The organism is Kitasatospora sp. NPDC001683 (genome assembly GCF_053596495.1).
In genome coordinates this window covers 5,546-24,015 of sequence record NZ_JBSFGK010000076.1, presented here as the reverse complement: position 1 = coordinate 24,015, position 18,470 = coordinate 5,546, and the positions used below count along the sequence as shown (strand labels likewise).

Here is an 18,470-nt window from a genome sequence, read left to right as displayed (position 1 = left end):
CGACGTTCCGCGACCGCCCGCACCTCCGGCCGGCCCGCCATCAGGTCGTGTACGGACCCTCTTTGGGGGACAAGTCCACAAGTGATCGGATTTGATCGGACAGGCTTTCGCACGGCAGGCTCGGTGCGCACAGTGGCGAGTCAGCCACGGTCCGCCATGGAGGGGAGTCGCATGTCCGGGACCGAACACCGCAAACCGACCGCACACGTCGTCGTCGGATACACCCCCGAGGAAGGGTTCGTCGCCGTCCAACTCAACCCGCCACCGGCGGAATACGTGTGGCACGACCGCCAGGCCGAGCACCGGCAGGAGCGGTTCGGGCCGGGGAACGGCTACCAGCAGTGGCTGGCCGTCGACGTCGCCACCGGCGCCGTGTGGTTCGGGGACACCGACTGGCGGACGCGGGAGGAGGGTTCCGCCGCCGGGCTCCCGGGACGTCGTCGGTGCGAGGCCGGAGACGGGGCCCTGCCCTCGCCGGCCGTCCTCGTCCACCCGCTCACCCACCGCGCCACCGACGGCCAGGGCACTTCCACCTGGCGCTTCTTCACGGCCGAGGAGCTCTACGCACTGGCCCGGCGCACACTGCCCACGGTCCAGCGGGTGGTCGACTCCCTGCACCGGGTGGGCCCGGCCCCCGACCTGGAATGGTCCGCCGAGGCCGCCACGGCCTGGGCCGATCTCGAACAGGCCTGCCGCTACACGTCCGACGCGACGGGAGCGGTGACCTGGGCCGAGCCCCGTACGAGCCGGGTCCGCGGAACGCGCGTCGAAGTGGCGGACTTCCTCGCCCGGAACCCGGAGTTGTGCGATCCGTCCTGGTCGACGGCCACCGACGCGGAGCTGGACGCCTACGCCGCCTACGAACCCGCCTCCGGTTACGGCGGCGTACCGGGGCGGATGTGCGCTCCGGCGAACGTCCGGATCGAGGAGGGCTACACGTTCTACGGCCACCGCGCGGCCCTGTACGCCTACCGCGCGGCCGCTTGCGGCGACCGTACGCCGGTCGAAGCCGGGACCTGGTTCCGAACCAGCGAGGCCGGGCGCACCAGTTGGGAGGCGGCCAGGGTCGTGGGCGCGAGCCTCGCCGACGCCCCGGACTGCGCGCTGAGCCACCTCGCCGACACCTTCCGCAGCGCCGCGGAGGACGACGGCGTGGTCCTCACCGGGCTGAACGCCTACCTGTGGCAACAGCGCGCCGAGGAGCGGGCGGCGGTCGACGAGACGCTCGCCGCCACCGGCGAGGAGCTTGAGCGGCTGGAGGAGATGGTCAAGGAGCTCCGCCGCATCCGCAACACCGTCCTGACCCGGGTCCTCAACTGGACCGACGGGCGGGACGACGAGGACATCGCCCGACTGGCCGCGACCTCCCCGATGGTCGTGGCCGAGTGGCGGGAGCGGCTCACGGCGAACCCGAGCGGCCAGCCGGAAGAGCGGTAGGGCTTCGTCCGGGAGCTCGGCCCGGCGGGCGTCGGGCGGCGTCGGGGGTGGGGGAGCGGTGGGCCCGGTCCGGCGGGTACGTCTCACGAGAGGGCGGCCAGCGCCTGCTCCGCGAGCATCCGCTCCAGGGCCAGCAGGGCGCGCGGGGTGTGCCGGGTGTCGATGCGGACGGCGTAGATGAAGCGCGTCAGCTCCGGGTCGGCCAGCGGACGCGCCACGACCTCGGTGGTGCCCCGGGGGAGCGCCAGCTGCGGCATGACCGCGACGCACAGGCCCGCGGCCACGAAGCCCAGCACGGTGTTGAAGTCGTCGCCCTCGTACGCCAGCCGCGCCTGGAAGCCCGGCGTCTTGGCGATCTGGGCGAGCAGTTCCAGGCGCAGCGCCGCCTCCGGGGCCGCGATCCAGGTCTCGGACGCGAGACTGGCCAGGTCGATGACGTCCCGGTCGGCGAGGTGGTGGCCGGCCGGGACCACCGCCACGACCGGATCCCGGGCGACCAGCGTCCGGCGCAGCGTCCGGGGCGGCGGCAGGGGTATGAAGTCGTAGTCGTAGCTGAGGGCCAGGTCCATGTCTCCCCGTTTGAGGCGGCCGTAGCCGGCTTCGGGCTCCAGCTGGGAGAGGCTGACCTGCACGTCGGGGTACGCCGTGTGCAGCTGCGCCAGCGCCTTCGGAACGATGCCGGCGGCGGCGGAGGCGAAGGCGCCGAGCCGGATCCGTCCGGCCGTGCCGGCGCGCATGGCGTCGAGTTCCACGGACGCCGCCGCCAGGGCGCTCCTGACTCCCTGTTCGGCGTCGAGCAGGACCTGGCCGGCCGGGGTCGGCCGCACGGGCCGGCGCTCCAGCACCCGGAGACCCGCCCGGCGTTCGAGTTCGGCGATCTGCTGCGAGACGGCGGGCGCGCTGTAGCCCAGCTCGCGGGCGGCGGCGGTGAACGAACGGTGGCGGACCACGGCTTCGAGGGTGGCGAGCAGACGGGGGTCCAGTCTCTGCATCGTGTTAAGGCTCACTTATCTGTCGCGAAGACGTCTTTTCTTGTGCTTAAGGATGAACGGCAGCAGGATTCTTGCTTGCGGCCCGGATGCGCAAGCCTCCGCCCCCGCTCCGTGGCCGATCGCTCCGTCCTGTGGCCGATCGCTCGCCACCGCGGGCGCCTCCGTGCGCCGCCGTGCCGTGCACCCCCTCCTCCGCAGCCCGCCCGCCGCGCCCGTGCGCCGGGGGCGGGCCGTGGAGGAGACGGCCGTCGACGATCGGCCCCACCCCTGGAAGGAAGTGGTATGCGCAAGCCACTCATCGGACTCACCACCTACCTCGCCGACGCCCGGTGGGGCGAGTGGGCGTTGCCCGCCGCGCTGCTGCCCGCGGCGTACACCAGCTGCCTCCAGTCGGCGGGCGGCCGCGCCGTCCTGCTGCCACCGGACGCGCCGGAGGCCGCGGCCGATGTGGTCGAGAACCTGGACGCGATTGTCCTGACCAGCGGCGAGGACCTGGATCCCGCGCTGTACGGAGCGCAGCCGCACCCGTGCACCGGGCCGCCGGTGCGCGAACGCGACCGGTGGGAACGGGCCGTGCTCGCCGCCGCTCTCGCACGTGACATGCCGGTGCTCGGTATCTGCCGGGGGATGCAGCTGATGAACGTGCACGCGGGCGGCACGCTTCTCCAGCACCTGCCCGAGAAGGTGGGGCACCACGGCCACAACCCGTACGGCGGCCAGTTCGCCCCCCACCCCGTCACCACGGTGCCCGGGACGCGGCTCGGCGCGCTCCTTCCGGGCACCAGCAGGGTCGCCGCCCACCATCACCAGGCGGTGGACTCCCTCGGGGCCGGCCTGGTGGTCTCCGCCCGTGCGGTGGACGGGACCATCGAGGCGATCGAGAGCACCCGGCACCGCTTCGCGGTAGGCGTTCAGTGGCACCCGGAGGCGGCGTTCGAGTCGGCCGTGGTGCACGCCCTGGTGGCCGCGGCCAGGTCGGGCGACCGCGGAGCGGTGGTTCCCGCCGCAGGTCAGGACCCGCGAACGGGGCGACAGCCGAGCGGAGCCGTCGCGTCGACGCCAGGGCCTTGACACCACCCTGCGGGATCCCTCAGGATCGGCCCGTGAACCTGTCAGACAGCAAGACAGTCAGTCCGATGCCTCGGCGCGTGAGCGCCATGGAAGCGGTGTTCGGCCACCTCCGCGGTGCCATCGAGCGCGGCGAGTACGTGGTGGGGGACAAGCTCCCCTCCGAAGCGGAGCTGTGCCGGACCCTGGAGGTCAGCCGGCCGGTGCTGCGGGAGGCGCTCAGGGCCCTGCAGGCCATGGGACTGACCGTCTCCAAGACCGGCAGGGGCACCTTCGTCGTGGCGAACACGGTCGAGGACCCCACCTTCGGCGACTACGCCGCCAGCGACCTCCTGGAGGTGCGCCGCCACGTCGAGATCCCGGTCGCCGGGTACGCGGCGCTGCGCCGCACCCCGGAGGACCTGGACCACCTGACCCATCTGCTCGACCGGATGGAGCGGGAGACCGACACCACCGCATGGGTCGCCCTGGACACCGTCTTCCACCTGGCGGTGGCCGAGGCCTCCCGCAACCCGGTCTTCCGGCGGGTCATCGAGGAGATCCGGGACGCACTGGCGCGTCAGTCGGCGTTCCTCAACGAACTCGGCGATCGACGCGAGCAGTCCAACTGCGAGCACCGGGCGATCGTCGAAGCACTGATCGACGGGTCCGAGCCGGACGCGGTGGAGGCCATGTCCCACCACCTGCACCGCGTCGAGGCCACCCTCACCGACATCGTGCGCCCCCAGCGTACGGACATCCCCCCAACAGAAGGCAGACCCGAGGCGTGAGCGAGCAGTTCCTCAAAGACGAGAAGCGCCCCTCCACCCGTCACGTCGACGCCGGGGACACCGGCTACAGCAAGTCCTTGAAACCCCGGCACGTCAACATGATCGCCATCGGCGGTGCCATCGGCACCGGCCTGTTCCTCGGGGCCGGCGGCCGCCTCGCCGATGCCGGGCCCTCCCTGTTCGTCGCCTACGCGGTGTGCGGCGTATTCGCGTTCCTCGTCGTGAGAGCGCTCGGCGAACTCGTCCTGTACCGGCCGTCCTCCGGCGCCTTCGTCTCGTACGCCCGGGAGTTCCTGGGGGAGAAGGGGGCGTACACGGCGGGCTGGATGTACTTCCTCAACTGGGCGACCACCGGTATCGCCGACATCACCGCGGTGGCCACGTACGCCCACTACTGGCACCTGTTCTCCGACGTCCCGCAGTGGGTGATCGCGCTCATAGCCCTGGCGGCGGTCCTCACCGTGAACCTCATATCGGTACGGATCTTCGGTGAACTGGAGTTCTGGTTCGCCATCGTGAAGGTCAGCGCACTGGTCGTCTTCATGGGCATCGCGATCGTCCTCCTGGTCACCAGGCACCCGGTGGACGGCGTCACTCCCGGCCCCTCCCTGATCGCCGACAACGGCGGCGTCTTCCCCAACGGTCTGCTGCCGATGCTGCTGATCATCCAGGGCGTCGTCTTCGCCTACGCCTCCGTCGAACTGGTCGGCGTCACGGCGGGTGAGACCGAGAACCCCGAGAAGATCATGCCGAAGGCGATCAACTCGATCATGTGGCGGGTGGGCCTGTTCTACGTCGGTTCGGTGCTCCTGCTGTCGATGCTGCTGCCGTGGAACAGGTACACCGCCGGCCAGAGCCCGTTCGTGACCGTGCTCTCCCACATCGGCGTGCCGGCCGCCGGCAGCGTGATGAACCTGGTGGTCCTCACCGCGGCGATGTCCTCGCTCAACTCCGGCCTCTACTCCACCGGCCGCATCCTGCGCTCCATGGCGGTCAACGGTTCCGCCCCGCGCTTCACCGCCCGGATGAGCCGCAGCCAGGTGCCCTACGGCGGCATCCTGCTCACCAGCGGCATGTGCGTCCTCGGAGTGGGCCTCAACTTCGTGGTGCCCGCGGACGCGTTCGAGATCGTGCTCAACCTCGCGGCGATCGGCATCCTCGCCACCTGGGGCATGATCATGATCTGTCACCTCTTCTTCTGGCGGAAGACCCAGGCTGGTGAACTGACCCGCCCCGCCTACCGGTTGCCGGGCTCGCCGTGGACCGAACTCGTGACGCTGGCCTTCCTCCTGACCGTCCTGGTCCTGATGTACGCCGACGGCGGCGCCGGACGCACCACCGTGCTCTGCGTACCGCTGATCGCCGCCGCGCTGGTCGCCGGCTGGTACGCGATCCGCGGCCGCCTCTCGCGCCACGCCGACAGGTCCGACGGCTGACACCGGGCGGCGGCCTCCGACGCGGGCCGGTCCCGCGACCGTCGAGGGCCGCCGCCCGGCCGACGGACCGGCAACGACCCACCACCGATCGAGGCAGTGATGCACAGAAGTTCCCCTGCGGACGCACCCGCGGTCCGCGAACCCCGGCACGCCCCCGTCGCCCACGTCACCCGCGGCGGCATGATCGAGGGGGTCCACCACGGCTCCGTCGTCGTCCTCGACGGCGACGGCCAAGTCCGGTTCCGGCTCGGCGACATCGAGGTCGCCTGCTACCCGCGATCCGCCCTCAAGCCGCTCCAGGCCGTCGCCATGGTGCGTGCCGGGCTGCCGCTGGAGGGCGAACTCCTCTCCCTCGCGATGGGCAGCCACTCCGGTGAGGAGCGCCACCTCGCCGGCACCCGACGGATCCTCGAACTGGCCGGTCTCGGCGAGGAGGACCTGCGCAACGTCCCGGACCTCCCGTACGACCCCGCGGTGCGGGACGCCTGGGTGCGGGACGGCCGCCCGCCCTCCCGCCTCGCCCAGAACTGTTCCGGCAAGCACGCCGCGATGCTCTACCTCTGCAGGCTCAACGGCTGGCCCCTGACGACCTACCTCGACCCCGCACACCCGCTGCAGACGGCGATCGCCGAGGTCGTCGAGGAGCTCACCGGCCAGCGCACCGCGCACGTCAGCGTCGACGGCTGCGGCACCCCGCTGTTCGCCGTCTCACTGCACGGGCTCGCCCGTGCCGCCGCCCGCATCGCCACGGCGCCGCCGGGCACTCCCGGGTTCAGGGTCGCGGACGCGCTGCGCGGCCACCCGGAGATGGCCTCCGGGACCGGACGGGACACCGCCGCGCTGATGCGCGCGGTGCCCGGACTGCTCGCCAAGGACGGCTTCGAGGGCGTCCAGATCGCCGCCTTGCCGGACGGTCGCGCCATCGCGGTGAAGATCGCGGACGGGGCGAACCGGGCGCGGATCCCGGTGGCGGCGGCCGCGCTGGCGCTGGCGGGCGTCGACCCCCACCTGCTGGGCGACTGCGCCGGCGAGGCGACGGCGGGCGGCGGCCGGCGGGTGGGCAGCGTACGGCCGGTGCCGGCGCTGGCGCCGGGAACCCGCGCCGGCGCCGGGAGGCCGCGCCCGCACCAGGCGACCGACCCACGACCCGTGACCCCCCGACCTCAGGAAGAGGACCCGCGCACGATGACGACCGCCACCCGGAGCGAACACGACCTCCTCGGAGACCGCGACGTCCCCGCCGACGCCTACTGGGGCGTCCACACCCTGCGCGCCACCGAGAACTTCCCCATCACGGGCACGCCCATCTCCACCTACCCGCACCTGATCGAGGCGCTCGCCGCCGTCAAGGAGGCCGCCGCCCTCGCCAACGAGGAACTCGGCCTGCTGGAGCCCCGGAAGGCCGCCGCGATCGTCGCCGCCTGCCAGGAGATCCGCGGCGGAAAGCTGCACGACCAGTTCGTCGTCGACGTCATCCAGGGTGGCGCCGGCACCTCGACCAACATGAACGCCAACGAGGTCATCGCCAACCGGGCGCTGGAACTGCTGGGTCACGCCAAGGGCGAGTACCGGCACCTGCACCCCAACGAGGACGTCAACCTCGGCCAGTCCACCAACGACGTCTACCCGACCGCCGTCCGGATCGCGACCGTCCGCGCGGTGCGCGGCCTGCTCGACGCGATGGCCGTCCTCCAGGACGCCTTCGCCGGCAAGGCCGCCGAGTTCCGCGACGTGCTGAAGATGGGCCGCACCCAGCTGCAGGACGCCGTGCCGATGACGCTCGGGCAGGAGTTCTCGGCCTTCGCGGTCATGCTGGACGAGGACCGCAGTCGGCTCGCGGAGGCCGTCGAGCTGATCCAGGAGATCAACCTCGGCGCCACCGCGATCGGCACCGGCCTCAACGCCCCGGCCGGATACGCCGAAGCCGCCCGCCGCCACCTCGCGGACATCTGCGGGCTGCCGCTGGTCACCGCCGCCAACCTGGTCGAGGCCACCCAGGACTGCGGCGCGTTCGTCCAGATGTCCGGCGTGCTCAAGCGCATCGCCGTCAAGCTGTCGAAGAGCTGCAACGACCTGCGTCTGCTCTCCTCGGGGCCGCGCGCGGGCCTGGGCGAGATCAACCTGCCACCGGTGCAGGCGGGTTCGAGCATCATGCCGGGCAAGGTCAACCCGGTGATCCCCGAGGTCGTCAACCAGGTCGCGTTCGAGGTGATCGGCAACGACGTCGCGATCACCATGGCCGCCGAGGCCGGCCAGCTCCAGCTCAACGCTTTCGAACCGATCATCCTCCACTCGCTGTCGGAGTCCGTGACCCACCTGCGTGCCGCCTGCCTCACCCTCGCCGAGCGCTGCGTGGTCGGCATCACCGCCAACACCGAGGCGCTGCGCGCGACCGTCGAGAACTCCATCGGCCTGGTGACCGCCCTGAACCCGCACATCGGGTACACGGCCGCCACCGACATCGCGAAGGAGGCCCTCGCCAGCGGCCGGGGCGTGGCCGAACTCGTGCTGGAGAAGGGGCTGCTGCCGGCCGAGCGGCTCGCCGCCCTGCTGCGGCCCGAGGTGATCGCGGGCACCGGCGCGCCCGCGGCCTGAGGGAGAGCGCGGCGGGCGGCCCGCTGCCGCCGGCCGCCCGCCTCGTCCGGCCGGCCATCGGTTTGAAGTCGCTCACCGAATCGCGCCGGGATTGCCGGGCCCCAACCGGAGGGTGGGGCTCGGCCGGCCCATCGGTCTGACGTGGCGCCACTTGCCGGCCCTGTCCGGTTCTCGGTCCGTGAGGCGGTTCCTCCCTCGGGCTCGGCGTGGTTCAGCGGAAGATTCCGGTGTGTCCGAGGGAGTAGCGGCCGGGTTGGGGGTAGACGCACAGGCCGTGCGGCCCCGCGCCGACCTTGATCTTCGAGATGAGGTGGCCGTCGTCGGTGGAGATGGCGTAGACGGCGGAGTCGTAGCGGCCGCTGAGCCACAGGACCTTGCCGTCGGCGGACACGCCGCCCATGTCGGGGCTGCCGCCGCCGGGCAGGTGCCAGGTGGCGGTGACCTGGTTGGTGGCGAAGTCGAGGACGGAGATGGAGCCTTCGCCCCGGTTGGAGACGTACAGGTTCCTGGAGTCCCGGCTGACGTAGAGGCCGTGGGCGCCGCGGCCGGTGGGCAGCAGGGTGGGTGGCGTGAAGGCGTCGCCGTCCAGGACCCACACACCGTCGGCGACCATGTCGGCGACGTACCAGGTCCGCCCGTCCGGGGAGATCTTGACGTCCTGGGGCATGGAGCCGTTGTGGGGGATCTTCTGTTTGGCGAGGACGGTCATGGCGGCGGTGTCGACCTTGAGGAGTTCGCCGGAGAACTCGCAGGAGACGATGAAGTAGCGGCCGTCGGGGGAGAAGTCGGCGTGGTTGACGCCCGCGCAGTCGGCCGGGACGGACTTGACGATGCCCATGGTGTGGGCGTCGCGGAAGACGAGCTGGTGGTCGGCGGAGGCCATGACGACGGCGTGGCGGCCGTCCGGGGTGAAGTAGAGGTTGTAGGGGTCGTGGACGTCCACCGGCTCGCCCGGCTTCCCCGTGGCGGGGTCGATGGGAGTGAGGCTGTTGCCGAGGTCGTTGTTGACCCACAGCGTCTTGAGGTCCCATGAGGGGACGACGTGCTGGGGCTGGCGGCCCACGTGCAGGGTGTCGACGACCTGGTAGGTGGCGGGGTCGATCACGCTGACGGTGTCGGACTCGGTGTTCGGTACGTAGACCCGCGAGGGGAACTGGCTCACGGCGTCGGCCAGTTGGCCTGGGCGGTCGGCGGCGTAGAGGTCGTGGGGGTCCAGTGGCGCCGGCATGCCGGGAAGCGGCCCTCCGGTCGGCTGCGGGGTTGCCGCGGCCGACTGGTCCGCGGTCGCCGGTGAGCGGGTCGGGCCTGGTGAGGTGGCTGGAGCGGGGGCGGAAGGCTCCTTGTCCGGGGGCGGCGAACATGCCGCCGGTGCGCAGAGCGCGAGCGCGAGAGACATCAGGACCGGGCGGTACCGGCGGGAACGGTTGCCATGGGTCATCGGGTTGCCGACTCCGTCGTCGGGGGCGGGGGAGTCCACCCACTCCGTGTTCTTTGCGCTGTGCAAGGGTAGGGCGAGGGTGGGCCTCGGAAGCGCAGCCGGGCCGCAAGTCCCCCCGTTCGGGCAAATCGGGTGCTCGTCGGAAAGCCGGACAATCATGGTGAACTCGGCGCCGGACTCCTCCTGGGGTGCGCGGGGAGGCCGTCGGACATGTGTCCTTTTCTACCTCCCCGCCGGGCCCGTGCAGAGTCCCCCGGCCCCAGCGCCGGGTGCCGGTCGCCGCCCCGAACCGGTCGCGGCCGGCCGGGAAGCGCGGGTGCCCTCCGAACGTACCGGCTACTCCTGTGGCGGATGGATGATGGCCAGCGTGACCTCGCCGTGGCAGTTCCCTCCGGCGCGGTCGGAGAAGCCGCAGGTCATGTCGACCAGCAGGAAGGGCCCGCTGCGCCCGTTCTTCCGGTGCACCCCGGTGATGGTGGTCTCGCCCTGGAAGTTCCGGCTGGTCACCGGCGAACGGAAGGTGCTGTGGAAGTCGATGATGAGGATGTCCGGCCGCTGGCGCTGCCAGAAGTCGTCCATGGTCCAGGAGGAGAAGGGAGCGGCCAGCCGATCGTGCACCGCCGCGGCGATCAGGTAGTACATGATCTGGTTGAAGCAGATGTTGAATTCCACCGCGTTGAGGTGGAAGCTGCCGGGCGCGTCGACGTAGCAGGACTCGCGGATGGTGAACTGGCCGGCGCCCCGCAGCGGATAGCCGACCGGGTGGTCGGCCGGCGCGGCTTCGGCCCATGTGAGATAGCGGCAGTCGTCCTTGTAGATGGCGAGCACACGGTCCAGGAGCGCGCGGTCGGTGCGGGCAGCGTCGGCCCGGGTTCCCGGCAGCGGAAGGGACTGCGGGTGGAATGGCATGGGGGCGGTCCTCCCGTGCCGAAGAGGATGGGGTGCGGTGGGGCACTCACCGCGTTGGCCGAGCCGAGCGCCGCAGTGGCGGGGCACTCGGCCGGCGGATCATGTGAGGTGGAGTGGATCAAGCGAAGACGGGGTGCAGCACTCCGCTCCGGCTGATGTTCACCCGGTACTCGGAGCTGGTGCGCATCAGCAGCGCGGACATCTCACCGCCTACCACTCCGATTGTCAGGTCGTGCCGGATCGGTTCGCCACCGGGCCCGACGCCGTGGACCGGGCTGGGGCAGAACTCCTGCACCAGCCAGCTCTCGCGGCGTGCCGAGGCCAGGGCGGTGCGCCAGCGCGCAAGGGGCGTCTCCCGTCCGATCACCACGCCCTGCCCGCCGTAGTCGAGTGGGCGTTTGAGCACGTAGCGTGCACGCTCGTGGGCGATCCGCGCCAACTCCTCATCGCCGCAGCAGGCCAGTGCGCGCGACCACGGCAGCGCGGGTGTGACGACGATCAGGTCCGCGGGATCGAAGAGGTCCGCGAAGCGGGGATCCGACATCACCGCCAGCGCCAGTTTGCTGCCGCCCACCCAGCGGCCCAGCATCCGGTTCTGGACGAAGACCTCGTCCTGCTGCAGGGCACGCACGAAGGAGTCGATCCGGTGCCGGATGCGACAGAAGTCGCGGGTGAGATAGGCGAAGTAGGCATGTCGGAAGGGCCGGCCGGCGAAGCTCGGGCCGTCGGGCCCGTAGCGCAGCTCGGTGAGGTCGACCTCCTCGGATTCCACCGCGCGGGAGGCGAACAGGCGCTGGAGGATGTCCAGCTCGAGGCGCCAGCCGCCCCTCTCACGCAGCAGCGGGACATGCGAGGGGCACTGTCCGGTCTCCTGCCGGGCGGCCGCGAGGAACCAGTCGGCCATCCAGTGCTCGCGTTCGGCGGGCAGGGCGACCGGGAGGGGGACACCGTTCGCGGTGAGGAACCCGCGCCACGTCCTTGCCAGCAGGCCGAAGAACATCAGCAGCGCGGGTGTGCTGGCGTTGGTCTCCAACACCTTGACGGTGCCGTCAGGTTGGGGTAACACATCGATCCGCATGGCGTGCACGCCGCATTGCCGGGGATCGCTGACCACCAGCAGGTCGGCGGCGAGCTCCGGTGGCGCGACGATGAGTCGGCGCAGCCGCTCGTCCTGCGGATAGGCGGCGACGACCGCCTCCACCATCCGGTAGTACGAGCGGGCCAGTGCCGCCAGCCGCTCACGCTGGCCCTCGGCCAGCACCTGTGGTACCCCGATCGGCAGGGGGGCGTCGTCGGACTTGGTGAGCCTCTTCGCGAGTCGGGCTTGCAGGTCCAGGCCGCTGTCGGTCGTGGCGAGGCTCTCCACCGCCGCGCGGGATACCGGGCAGAAACCGGGCCACGGCTCGTCCGTCCCCGTCGTCAGCGGCGCGGGAAGCCCGTCGACCATGACATGCCTCCAGGGCACCGTGTGTCAGTGCAACACCCGTGACACCCCGGCGGTGGCGCTGGCGACGACCACGGTGCGGGGCTTCGGACGCGGGCGGATGCTCATGGCCGGCGTCTTACCGGGCCCGCGTCGCCGAAACGCCGGGGGAGCCCTCGAGAACGAGCCGCCGGTCCGATGTGTACGAAAGCCGTCCATCGGGCAAAAGCTGACAATTGATGGATCGACTCGCACGCGGTCGAGGACGTCAAGGGTGCCGCGCACGCCGCAGCCGATCGCGTCATGGGCGCCCTGGAGGACAACCGCTGAGAAGCGGAGGACGCCGCGGCGGTGTTCCTGCTCATCCTGCGCCGGCGGTGCCGCTGCGGCCGGTCGACTGCCCCGGGGCCGGGGTCAGCGGGACTGCCGCCGCGGCGCACCGCGGGGCTGAAGACGAGGAGACGGACAGCATGGACGGACGTGAGCAGCAGGAACCGACGTCGGGCCCGGGGGAGGGGACGCCCGACGCCCCGCTCCCCGCACCACGCGGGCCGCTGTCGGCGGCAGTGCTCGAACTCGTTGCGGACGGGCCTCCCGGCACAGGACCACGGCTCACACCGCTCAGTCCCTCCCACGACCCCTGGGGCGAGGACCACCAGCTGGCACTGCACCTGTGCTACGAACTCCACGACCGGGGCCTGCCGGGTGTCGACCCGGGCTGGGAATGGGATCCCGGGCTCCTCGCTCTGCGCCGCGAGCTGGAGGAGTCCTTCCTGGCCGCGGTACACGCCGAGACGCAGCCGGTACCCCCGTTGCGGTACCTGCTGGAGCAACTGCTGGCGGAGCCGTCCGCGGACTTCGGGCCGTCGCACTTCCTGCTGGCGGAGGGGGAGCGCCAGCACGCTCGGGAGTACCTGGTGCACCGGTCCGTCTACCACCTCAAGGAGGCGGACCCGCAACTGTGGGTCCTGCCGCGGATCCACGGCCCGGCGCAGGCCACGCTCATGGCGATCGCCTACGACGAGTACGGCGCCGGACGCCCCGAACGGGCCCACTGCCTGCTCTTCGCCCGGATGATGGCCGCCTTCGGCCTCGACCCCGGTTACGGGCGCTACCGGGACCTGGTTCCCGCCCCCATGCTGGCGGTGGTCAACCTCATGACCCTCTTCGGGCTGCACCGCGCGCTGCGCGGCGCGGCCGTCGGGCAGTTCGCGGCCATCGAGATCACCTCCTCGCCCGGCTCGGCCCGGCTCGCGGAAGCCCTGGAGCGGATGGGCGGCGGGGCGGACGGCACCCTGTTCTACCGTGAGCACGTCGAGGCCGACGCCGTCCACGAGCAGCTGGTACGCCGCGGCGTCATCGCGGAGCTCCTCGCCACCGAACCGGAGCTGGCCGAGGACATCGCCTTCGGCATCGCCGCCGCCACCACGGTCGACGCCCGCTTCGCCGAGCACCTGCTCGGTTCCTGGCGCGCCGGGCGGACGTCCCTGCGCTCACCCCTCGCCGACGTCGCGGTCTGACTCCCGGCAGGCCCGGCCGCGCCGACGGTGGCTGGTGTCGCAGAACGGGTAGATACGGCTGCGCCGGCACACGCACAAGGCCACCACCGGGCGCTCGGAGAGCCGCCGGGCGCCGTCCGGGAGGATCACCTCCACCGGACCCTCGACCAGCAGCGGGCCTCCCGGTACGACGCTCACCCGGGTGGCGGCCCGGTCAGGGCTCGCGGACACCGCGCACCACCACCAGCTCCTCCTCACGCTCACCCGGACCGATCACCCCGAGTTGCTCGAACAGGGCGGCCCGGGCCGTCATCACCGGCCCGAACGGCTGGCGCCGCCGCGCCACCACCGACGTGCGCAGCCCGGCCGCACGCAACAGTGCGAGGGTCGCCGGGACGTCCGCGAGGTCGGACTGTACGACCAGCAGCACCCCGCCCCCGGTCAGCACCCGCGGGACCGTCCGGCAGATCCGGTCCAGGACCAGCCGACCGTCCGGCCCGGCGTCCCAGGCCAGGGCCGCGCCCCGGCCGGGTCCCCGCCGGTCGGGGCCGGCGGGGACGTACGGCGGGTTGGCGGTCACCAGGTCGAAACGCTCGTCGGGGATCGGATCCAGCAGGTCACCCCGGTACAGCCTGACCCGGCCGCGGTGAAGGAGGGTGTTGCACCAGGCGGCGGCGACCGCCCGGGCGGACAGGTCGACCGCGGTGACCAGCGCCCCGCTGCGCGCGGCGGCGAGCGCCACGGCCCCGGTCCCGGTGCACAGGTCGAGCACGCGGCTGGAGCCGCCCAGCGCCTCCCGGCGCACACAGGCGGTCAGCAGTTCCGTGTCCGCCTGGGGTGAGTAGACCCCGGGCGGTCGAACCAGCAGCATGCCGGGCGGGTGCCCGCTCCGGCAGCGTTCACACCTGTCACACCGGCCGCATGTCCGCACCGTGTTCGCGCGGCCGGTGGCACCGCCCCAGCGCGAGCCCACAGCCGATCCGGGCGCTGCGGACGCTCGGCCGAACGGCTCCGGCCGGCCCGCCACCGGGCGTGTTCCACGGGTACCGGATGACGGCGCGCTCCCGCCCCGCGCGCCCGCGCTCATCCGCACGGCGGACGCCACGGCGGTGCGGTCGCCCGGGGCGTGCCAGCGTGGAGGGGAGACGGCCGGACACGGGCGGGCAGACGAACCCGTGCCGGAACCCGGCCAGCAGTGTAGGGAGCAGCGGATGGACGAGACCGCGACCACGTCCGGTCGGGTGGACGGAGCCCAGCCGGGCGGGCAGGCCACGCGGGTCCGCCGGGACGGCTACGCCCGGCTCGGCGCAGCGGACCTGGGCATCGACACCTACGCACTGGCGGACGAGCTCGCCGAGCTCGCCGCGGCCTACCGGGACCTGCCCCGGGATCCGTACGCGCGGGCGACCAACCGGTTCCGCCGATACTCGCACGCCGTGTACCTGCCGTGGACCGGCGAGCTGTCCTACATCCCCGGCGCGCCCGACGAGGAGTTCGGCACCGTCACCGAGTACTGGCAGGACGAGCACAACCCGGAGTACCCGCGGGTGCTCCGGAGGCTGCCCGACGTCCCACCCGCCCTGCGCGGCAACCGGCTGCTCGACGCGCTGATCCGCGCGGACCTGGGCCACGCCATGTGGCTGGAAGACCTCCGGCGCGCCCCGGTCTACGTCGGCGTCCACCTGATCTCGCTCGCCGCGCGCGACCGGGAGCAAGTCGCGATCTCCTCGCCCAACTGCTTGCACCAGGACGGAGGTTCACCAGCCACCTTCACCTTCGCCCACCTCGTCGGCCGGCGGAACGTGGAGGGCGGCGAGAACGTCATCGCCACGCCCGAGAGTGCCGGCCGACAGCCCGACGCGCTGGCGCCCGAGGCCGTCCACGCCCGCTTCGTCCTGACCGAGCCGCTGGACGGCTACGGCGTGCACGACTGCCGCGTCAGCCACTACGTCGGCCCGGTCCGCCTCGGTGCCGGGGGTGACGAGGGTCGGCGCGACATCCTGATCATCGGCGTCGCCCCCTACACCCCCGGACTGTAGTCCGCGACAACGCCCCGGCCCGGGCCCCCGGGCTGGGGCCTGTCGATGAGTGGCGGTGACCGGCGTGGAGGACGGCGGTACTGGCCCGACCATTCACACACGCCCACAACGTCCCTGCCCGACGACGCGTCCGCGGGGCTTCAGCGGGGTGCCGGGGAGCTCGGGGGCGGGCAGGCGGTCGCCCGGCTAGCCCCGGACCTCGCCGAAGCGGTCGGAGTTCGCGGAGCTCATCCATTCCTCGCCCGTACCCCGGACATGCCTCACCCGGGTCGGCCCGAAGGCCGGCCCGGGCGGGTTCAGGTGGTCAGACCACTGTCTGGGTGTCGATGGGTGAGGTGGAGCCGTTGAAGCTGGTGCTTCCGGCGTAGACGGCGGTCAACGAGTGGCTGCCGACGCTGAGGGTGGAGGTGCTGAACGCGGCCACGCCCGTGACGAGGGTGCCGGTGCCCAGCAGGGTGGCGCCGTCGAAGAACGACACCGTCCCGGTGGGGGTGCCGGCACCGGGGGCGGTGGCGGTGACGGTCGCCGTCAGGCTCACCAACTGCCCGTGCACCGACGGGTTCGGCGTCGAGGTCAACGCCGTGCTGGTGCCGGCCTTGGCGACCGTCTGGTTGATGGTCGCCGAGGTGGAGGTGTTGTAGCTGCCACTCGGGTTGTAGGTGGCCCTGACCGAGTGCATGCCAACACTGAGGGTGGAGTTGGTCAGGGTGGCCACGCCCCCGGACAGGGTGACCGGCGCCTGGGGGATGCCGCCGATGAAGAAGGTGACCGTGCCGGTGGGGATGCCGCCTCCGGGGGCGACGACGCTGACGGTCGCCGTCAGGCTCACCGGCTGGCCGAACACCGAGGGGTTCGGCGTAGCAGTCAACGTGGTGGTGGTGTTGGCCTTGGTGACCGTCTGGGTGTCCACCGGGGAGGTCGAGCCGTTGAAGTCGGTGTCTCCGCTGTACACGGCGGTCAGCGCGTGACTGCCGACGGTGAACGCGGAGGTGGTGAAGGTGGCCACGCCGGCGACGACGGTGGCGGTGCCCAGCAGGGTGGCGCTGTCGAAGAACGACACCGTCCCCGTCGGGATGCCGTCCACGGAGGTGACCGTGGCAGTCAGCACTTTGGCCTGGCCGAACACCGACGGATCGGGGGCCGAGGCGAGGGCGGTGGCGGTAGTGAAGGGAACGGTGTCGGTGACGCTGACGGTGTTGGCGCTGTTGCTGGTCACGTACGCGTGCAGTCCGTCGGGAGCGATCGCCACCCCGGTCGGGAAGCTGCCCACCGCGACCGTCGGATCCGGCAGCGTCACAACAGCCGCACTCTGCTTGGGCCTTCCAAGACCCAACAGTTGACGCTACGTCGACTGAAAACTCTTGGCCATGACACGCCCCTTGATCCAGGTCTGATCGGGGTGGGGCGCCTGAGAAATATAGTTGACGTTCAGTCAGATAAGCGTCAACAATAGAGCGTCTCGCAACCTTCCAAGGGTGTCCACCCGGCATCTCCGCTGGCCGTCACGGCCAGAACGGGCAACGGCCCGTTCCCCGGGAAGGGATGGGCAGCCCACCGGGTCGAATGTCAGCAGTAACGCACCATCCCCGTAGCCAGAACAGGCCGCGCACGAATGTTTCACCCTGACGGTGTAATAAGGTGACTTATGATCAAGGCGAGTTGTTGTCGGGGCGGGGAGAGAAACCCGGCTCGTTTGGGCATGCAGCACGCGTCCTTCGGATGCGAGGTTCACCAGGGCGGGAAGAGTTGGCCCATCGACCTGCCGGCGGGGACACTCCAGCGTGTAGAAGTGCCTCAAGTGGCTGGCATCAGGTGAGTTGATCAGCCATTGCGGCTTCGGCTGGTTGCGAGCAGGGCCAACTGCATGGTGGCTATGGGAAAGCCCGAGCCGCGCAAGTGTCGCCTGCCGCTTGGTCGACCAACATGTCCGCCTCGCCGCCCCTGTGGGCGCCTCTCTTTGCGGACTCGACTCGACGACTCGATTACTCCGTCAGGGTGAAAAATTCGCGCGCGGCCTGTTCTGGCTACCGGGATGGTGCGTTACTGCTGACATTCGACCCGGTGGGCTGCCCATCCCTTCCCGGGGAACGGGCCGTTGCCCGTTCTGGCCGTAACGGCCAGCGGAGATGCCGGGTGGGCACCCTTGAAAGGTTGCGAGACGCTCTGTTGTTGACGCTTACCTGACTGAACGTCAACTATCTTTCTCAGGCGCCCCACCCCGATCAGGCCTGGATCAAGGGGCGTATCATGGCCAAGAGTTTTCAGTCGACGTGGCGTCAACTGTTGGGCCTCGGAAGGCTCAAGCAGAGTGCGGCTGTTGTGACGCCGCCGGATCCGACGGTGGCGGTGGGCAGCTTCCCGACCGGGGTGGCGATCACTCCCGACGGGCTGCACGCGTACGTGACCAACGAGGGCGACAACACCGTCAGCGTGATCGCCACCGCCACCAACACCGTCACCGCCACCATTCCCGTGGGAAGCGGGCCGTTCGATGTGGCGATCACTCCCGACGGGCTGCACGCGTACGTGACCAACGAGGGCGGCAACAGCGTCAGTGTGATCGCCACCGCCACCAACACCACCGTGGCCACCATTCCCGTGGGAAGCGGGCCGTTCGGAGTGGCCGTCGCTCCCGGCGGACTGCACGCGTACGTGACCAACAGCGGTGACAACACGGTCAGCGTGATCGCCACCGTCACCAACACCGTCACCGCCACGGTTGCTGTGGGGACCGTGCCGTTCGGGGTGGCGATCACTCCCGACGGGCTGCACGCGTACGTGACCAACGAGGGCGGCAACAGCGTCAGCGTGATCGACACCGCGACCAACACCGTCACCGCCACGGTTGCTGTGGGTGCCGCGCC

At 71.4% G+C, this 18,470-nt stretch carries 15 protein-coding genes and 1 pseudogene; 9 read left to right on the top strand and 7 right to left on the bottom strand.

The window, feature by feature from the left end:
* The first annotated feature begins 171 nt into the window (after nucleotides 1-171).
* On the top strand, nucleotides 172-1,437 hold the full coding sequence (locus ACWCYO_RS30850; protein ID WP_270140995.1) for a hypothetical protein: 1,266 nt from the start codon (nucleotides 172-174) through the stop codon (nucleotides 1,435-1,437).
* Between the two features lie 83 nt (nucleotides 1,438-1,520).
* Here ACWCYO_RS30850 and ACWCYO_RS30845 read toward each other — a convergent pair whose 3' ends face one another.
* On the bottom strand, nucleotides 1,521-2,429 hold the full coding sequence (locus ACWCYO_RS30845) for a LysR family transcriptional regulator (RefSeq protein ID WP_270140993.1): 909 nt from the start codon (nucleotides 2,427-2,429) through the stop codon (nucleotides 1,521-1,523).
* Between the two features lie 282 nt (nucleotides 2,430-2,711).
* On the opposite strand from ACWCYO_RS30845, the gene ACWCYO_RS30840 reads away from it, so the two are divergent.
* The 5 genes and pseudogenes from ACWCYO_RS30840 (at nucleotide 2,712) to aspA (ending at nucleotide 8,298) form a co-directional block, all read left to right on the top strand.
* Nucleotides 2,712-3,500 (top strand): gamma-glutamyl-gamma-aminobutyrate hydrolase family protein, encoded by a 789-nt coding sequence (locus ACWCYO_RS30840; RefSeq protein ID WP_270140991.1) that lies wholly within the window; start codon nucleotides 2,712-2,714, stop codon nucleotides 3,498-3,500.
* Between the two features lie 86 nt (nucleotides 3,501-3,586).
* Nucleotides 3,587-4,267, top strand: a complete 681-nt coding sequence (locus ACWCYO_RS30835) for a FadR/GntR family transcriptional regulator (protein ID WP_270150770.1) — start codon at nucleotides 3,587-3,589, stop codon at nucleotides 4,265-4,267.
* Nucleotides 4,264-5,703 carry an amino acid permease gene (locus tag ACWCYO_RS30830; RefSeq protein WP_270140989.1) on the top strand — a complete coding sequence of 480 codons (1,440 nt, stop codon included), beginning with the start codon at nucleotides 4,264-4,266 and terminating at the stop codon, nucleotides 5,701-5,703. Before ACWCYO_RS30835 ends, ACWCYO_RS30830 begins: the two co-directional genes overlap by 4 nt.
* 99 nt (nucleotides 5,704-5,802) lie before the next feature.
* Nucleotides 5,803-6,795 (top strand): annotated as a pseudogene (locus ACWCYO_RS30825) (asparaginase); the annotation flags it as partial.
* 93 nt (nucleotides 6,796-6,888) lie between these two features.
* Nucleotides 6,889-8,298: an aspartate ammonia-lyase gene (aspA, locus tag ACWCYO_RS30820; protein WP_449786048.1), complete on the top strand. Its 1,410-nt coding sequence runs from the start codon at nucleotides 6,889-6,891 to the stop codon at nucleotides 8,296-8,298.
* A gap of 211 nt (nucleotides 8,299-8,509) precedes the next feature.
* On the opposite strand, the gene ACWCYO_RS30815 is transcribed toward aspA, so the two are convergent.
* The 3 genes from ACWCYO_RS30815 to ACWCYO_RS30805 all read right to left on the bottom strand — a co-directional run bounded on the left by ACWCYO_RS30815 (nucleotide 8,510) and on the right by ACWCYO_RS30805 (nucleotide 12,092).
* Nucleotides 8,510-9,736 carry a YVTN family beta-propeller repeat protein gene (locus tag ACWCYO_RS30815; RefSeq protein ID WP_405000781.1) on the bottom strand — a complete coding sequence of 409 codons (1,227 nt, stop codon included), beginning with the start codon at nucleotides 9,734-9,736 and terminating at the stop codon, nucleotides 8,510-8,512.
* A 336-nt stretch (nucleotides 9,737-10,072) separates the two neighbouring features.
* Nucleotides 10,073-10,645 carry an FcoT family thioesterase gene (locus ACWCYO_RS30810; RefSeq protein WP_270140987.1) on the bottom strand — a complete coding sequence of 191 codons (573 nt, stop codon included), beginning with the start codon at nucleotides 10,643-10,645 and terminating at the stop codon, nucleotides 10,073-10,075.
* 118 nt (nucleotides 10,646-10,763) lie between these two features.
* Nucleotides 10,764-12,092, bottom strand: a complete 1,329-nt coding sequence (locus ACWCYO_RS30805; protein ID WP_449786038.1) for a hypothetical protein — start codon at nucleotides 12,090-12,092, stop codon at nucleotides 10,764-10,766.
* 446 nt (nucleotides 12,093-12,538) lie between these two features.
* Here ACWCYO_RS30805 and ACWCYO_RS30800 point away from each other — a divergent pair, with 446 nt between their 5' ends.
* A complete protein-coding gene (locus ACWCYO_RS30800; RefSeq protein WP_270140983.1) occupies nucleotides 12,539-13,588 on the top strand; it encodes an iron-containing redox enzyme family protein in 1,050 nt (349 codons plus the stop codon).
* Here ACWCYO_RS30800 and ACWCYO_RS30795 read toward each other — a convergent pair.
* Entirely contained in the window at nucleotides 13,562-13,798 is a 237-nt protein-coding gene (locus ACWCYO_RS30795) for a CDGSH iron-sulfur domain-containing protein (RefSeq protein WP_270140981.1), read from the bottom strand. The genes ACWCYO_RS30800 and ACWCYO_RS30795 overlap by 27 nt on opposite strands.
* Nucleotides 13,782-14,438, bottom strand: a complete 657-nt coding sequence (locus tag ACWCYO_RS30790) for a HemK2/MTQ2 family protein methyltransferase (protein WP_449786037.1) — start codon at nucleotides 14,436-14,438, stop codon at nucleotides 13,782-13,784. The genes ACWCYO_RS30795 and ACWCYO_RS30790 overlap by 17 nt, the downstream gene beginning before the upstream one ends.
* Nucleotides 14,439-14,778: 340 nt before the next feature.
* Here ACWCYO_RS30790 and ACWCYO_RS30785 point away from each other — a divergent pair, with 340 nt between their 5' ends.
* Nucleotides 14,779-15,606, top strand: a complete 828-nt coding sequence (locus ACWCYO_RS30785; RefSeq protein WP_270140977.1) for a 2OG-Fe dioxygenase family protein — start codon at nucleotides 14,779-14,781, stop codon at nucleotides 15,604-15,606.
* A 304-nt stretch (nucleotides 15,607-15,910) separates the two neighbouring features.
* Here ACWCYO_RS30785 and ACWCYO_RS30780 read toward each other — a convergent pair whose 3' ends face one another.
* Entirely contained in the window at nucleotides 15,911-16,903 is a 993-nt protein-coding gene (locus ACWCYO_RS30780) for an Ig-like domain repeat protein (protein ID WP_449786036.1), read from the bottom strand.
* 950 nt (nucleotides 16,904-17,853) lie between these two features.
* Between ACWCYO_RS30780 and ACWCYO_RS30775 the strand changes: the two genes are divergently transcribed.
* Nucleotides 17,854-18,470 (top strand): YncE family protein (locus tag ACWCYO_RS30775; protein ID WP_449786035.1); only part of this gene is annotated, 617 nt, incomplete at its 3' end.

Bases quoted from the DNA above. Each gene is read 5' to 3' on its own strand.
- ACWCYO_RS30850 (WP_270140995.1), top strand. From the start codon at position 172: ATGTCCGGGACCGAACACCGCAAACCGACCGCACACGTCGTCGTCGGA.
- ACWCYO_RS30840 (WP_270140991.1), top strand. From the start codon at position 2,712: ATGCGCAAGCCACTCATCGGACTCACCACCTACCTCGCCGACGCCCGG.
- ACWCYO_RS30810 (WP_270140987.1), bottom strand. From the start codon at position 10,645: ATGCCATTCCACCCGCAGTCCCTTCCGCTGCCGGGAACCCGGGCCGAC.
- ACWCYO_RS30790 (WP_449786037.1), bottom strand. From the start codon at position 14,438: ATGCTGCTGGTTCGACCGCCCGGGGTCTACTCACCCCAGGCGGACACG.
- aspA (WP_449786048.1), top strand. From the start codon at position 6,889: ATGACGACCGCCACCCGGAGCGAACACGACCTCCTCGGAGACCGCGAC.
- ACWCYO_RS30785 (WP_270140977.1), top strand. From the start codon at position 14,779: ATGGACGAGACCGCGACCACGTCCGGTCGGGTGGACGGAGCCCAGCCG.
- ACWCYO_RS30805 (WP_449786038.1), bottom strand. From the start codon at position 12,092: ATGGTCGACGGGCTTCCCGCGCCGCTGACGACGGGGACGGACGAGCCG.
- ACWCYO_RS30800 (WP_270140983.1), top strand. From the start codon at position 12,539: ATGGACGGACGTGAGCAGCAGGAACCGACGTCGGGCCCGGGGGAGGGG.
- ACWCYO_RS30815 (WP_405000781.1), bottom strand. From the start codon at position 9,736: ATGACCCATGGCAACCGTTCCCGCCGGTACCGCCCGGTCCTGATGTCT.
- ACWCYO_RS30835 (WP_270150770.1), top strand. From the start codon at position 3,587: ATGGAAGCGGTGTTCGGCCACCTCCGCGGTGCCATCGAGCGCGGCGAG.
- ACWCYO_RS30845 (WP_270140993.1), bottom strand. From the start codon at position 2,429: ATGCAGAGACTGGACCCCCGTCTGCTCGCCACCCTCGAAGCCGTGGTC.